Below are 2,792 nucleotides of genomic sequence, written 5' to 3'. Positions count from 1 at the left end.
GAGTCCATCTCATTCGTTATATGGCTAGGGAAATGCACAAGTATTATTTATACCATTGGGACGAATCAACAGGTGACAAGTTAGATCACTGGGGAACTTCTGATTGGTATTTTGAAGTCGGTGAAGATGAATACGTTTCAAAAGTAATTCAAGTTTTCGCCTCGGGAAATGCGTTGTTCTATAGCGAAACGCATATCGAAGATGAGTACGGCTTTTTGTCAGAAGGTAAGTTCGAATTAATTGGTGAAGAAAAGGAAATCTCAAAAGCAGAGTTTGAGAAAGTCCTCAACAATACAAAATTCACCAATGTGGTAAAAGCCATATAACAAGTTACTCAAAAGGACGCAAAACGCTTGGCTTGTGCTCCTTCGTCGCTAATTTTAGCCAAGCATTTATGCGCCCATTAGTAAGGCGTTATGCGTCACTTTAAATCGCTGTCTTTAAAGCGGTTTTTACTTCAAGCCAGTTCTTCAAATTAGCTTTTAGGTACAGTGGCGTAATTAAGTTTTTAGTTGGTCTTGGCTTTTCGTTTTTCAATTTAAGCTGTGACCAGAAAGGTCATTCACCAGTCGAATGCTTCTTTTGCAATTTTTGGTTTGGTGGGTTTTTTTAATTTTTAGTTTGGCTTATAAGTGCAGGCGCAAGCGCTTTGAAAGTGGTGTGTCAACGCATAACAAGCAATTAAACAGGGATAAAAAACTTGCGGGCTATTCGCTTCGCTCAATTTTAGCCCACAATTTTTTACCCGTTAATCGGGCGTTATATTTACTTTTAGTTGGGAGCGTTAAGGAAGCAATATGCCAATAAAAAAATGGTTTTTTCAATATATCATAGCTTTACCACTAATTTTTGTCCTACTATCAAGTGTTCAATATTTGAAGGGCAGGGGTCTAGAATACTCTATTGAGTTCGGTGTATTTTGGGCATTAATAACAGTAAGTATTGTTGCAATTACGCGTGTTTACTATTACCGAAAAAATATTAATTGTACCGTTTGTAATGACTTGCCAAATAAAAATCAAAAGCATGGTGGCGGGTAAATATAACAAGCCACTAAACTAGGACAAAATTAAATAAGCTCGTCGCTTCGCTCGATTTTAGCTTATTCAATTTTGCCTGTTAGCTAAGCGTTAGGCATCTGTTCGGATGTACTTATAAATATCGAGGTAATAAATGGAAAAGTTATTCTCATACGGCACGTTACAAATGGAACATGTCCAGACAGAAACGTTTGGCCGTAAGTTAAATGGTCAAAAAGATGCGTTAATTGGTTACACCCTTTCTGAAGTAAAAATCAAAGATGAATCGGTAATAAAAACTAGCGGTACAGATATTCACCCAATTTTGAAGTTTACGGGAAATGATTCAGATGAAGTTGAAGGTACAGTTTTTGAGATAACACCATCAGAATTAAATCAAGCTGATGAGTATGAAGTTGAAGAATATGTGCGTGTAGCTGGTAACTTTAAATCAGGTAATACAGCATGGGCGTATGTTTGTGCAGCCACCGAATTAACCAGATAATAACGATGCCTAACAAGCAACTAAACTCGGATTCGGTTTACGGTCACGCGTTTTGCAAAAACACGCAAAACAACGTGCCAGCAAACCTCACCGGTTAGTTGGGCGTTATACGCTAGTCAATCACAGTAGAAAACATCAAATTATGAAACATATTTTTAGCTTTTTAATATTGGGATTGGTATTAGCCTCAGTAAGCGCTGTATCCAAAGAATCCCCACAATCAAAAATGTTAGGGCTGCGTACTACGGTTTATACTTTCGAAAAATTGGATGAAGCTAAAAAGTGGTACACAGAAGCCTTTGGGGTTGAGCCTTATTTCGATGAACCTTATTACATCGGTTTTAATATTCGAGGGTTTGAGCTTGGTTTAATGCCCGAGAAAAAAGTGGCTCCCAAAGGAGCTAATGTAGTTGCATATTGGGGAGTAAATAAGATTGAGTCTGAATACGAGCGTCTTCTTAAACTTGGTGCTAAGGCTCATACACCAATAACCGAGGTTGGTGGCGGTATAAAGTTAGGCACCGTTAAAGATCCGTTTGGAAATATATTGGGTTTAATCTATAACCCATTGTTTAAATATGAGTAAAAGCGTATAACAAGTGCAGTCAAACAGGACAAATTTTACTGTGCCGCTTTTTGTAATTCTGCTTCGCAGGCAAAAACCAGCTCAGCAAAATTTGCCTTTGCTGCAAGCGTTATGCGTCACTTTAAATCGCTGTCTTTAATACGGTTTTTGCCTCAAGTCTTTTCTTCAAATCAGCTTTTAGGTACAGTGGCGTAATCAAGTTTTTAGTTGGTCTTGGCTTTTCGTTTTTCAATTTAAGCTGTGACCAGAAAGGTCATTCACCAGTCGAGCGCTTCTTTGCAATTTTGAGTTTGGTGAGTGTTTTTAAATTTAAAGTTAGGTTTATTGGTGCAGGCGCAAGCGCTTTGAAAGTGGTGTGTCAACGCATAACAAGCAATTAAACAGGGATAAAAAAACTTGCGGGCTATTCGCTTCGCTCAATTTTAGCCCACAACTTTTACCCGTTAATCGGGCGTTATGCGTCACTTTAAATTGCTGTCTTTGAAACGGTTTTTACTTCAAGTCTTTCCTTCAAATCAGCTTTTAGGTACAGTGGCGTAATTAAGTTTTAAGTCGGTCTTGGCTTTTCATTTTTCAATTTAAGCTGTGACCAGAATCATCATTCACCAGTCGAATGCTTCTTTGCAATTTTGAGTTTGGTGAGTGTTTTTAATTTAAAGTTTGGCTTATTAGTACAGGCGCA

General features: G+C 37.9%; 4 protein-coding genes. All 4 read left to right on the top strand.

The features are described 5' to 3' along the window. Positions 1 to 326: hypothetical protein (locus CWB72_RS19755; RefSeq protein ID WP_212747913.1), on the top strand; the 326-nt coding region annotated here is incomplete at its 5' end. Positions 327 to 797: 471 nt separating this feature from the next. Next, a complete protein-coding gene (locus CWB72_RS19750) occupies positions 798 to 1,040 on the top strand; it encodes a hypothetical protein (protein ID WP_138635002.1) in 243 nt (80 codons plus the stop codon). 133 nt (positions 1,041 to 1,173) lie between these two features. After that, a complete protein-coding gene (locus tag CWB72_RS19745; protein WP_138634999.1) occupies positions 1,174 to 1,524 on the top strand; it encodes a gamma-glutamylcyclotransferase family protein in 351 nt (116 codons plus the stop codon). Between the two features lie 52 nt (positions 1,525 to 1,576). After that, positions 1,577 to 2,110 carry a VOC family protein gene (locus CWB72_RS19740; RefSeq protein WP_212747912.1) on the top strand — a complete coding sequence of 178 codons (534 nt, stop codon included), beginning with the start codon at positions 1,577 to 1,579 and terminating at the stop codon, positions 2,108 to 2,110. Positions 2,111 to 2,792 lie beyond the last annotated feature (682 nt).

Source organism: Pseudoalteromonas phenolica (assembly GCF_005886345.1).
Classification (GTDB): Bacteria; Pseudomonadota; Gammaproteobacteria; order Enterobacterales; family Alteromonadaceae; genus Pseudoalteromonas; species Pseudoalteromonas phenolica_A.
The sequence above is the reverse complement of the archived record's forward strand: the minus strand, read 5'-3'. Positions and strand labels throughout refer to the sequence as shown.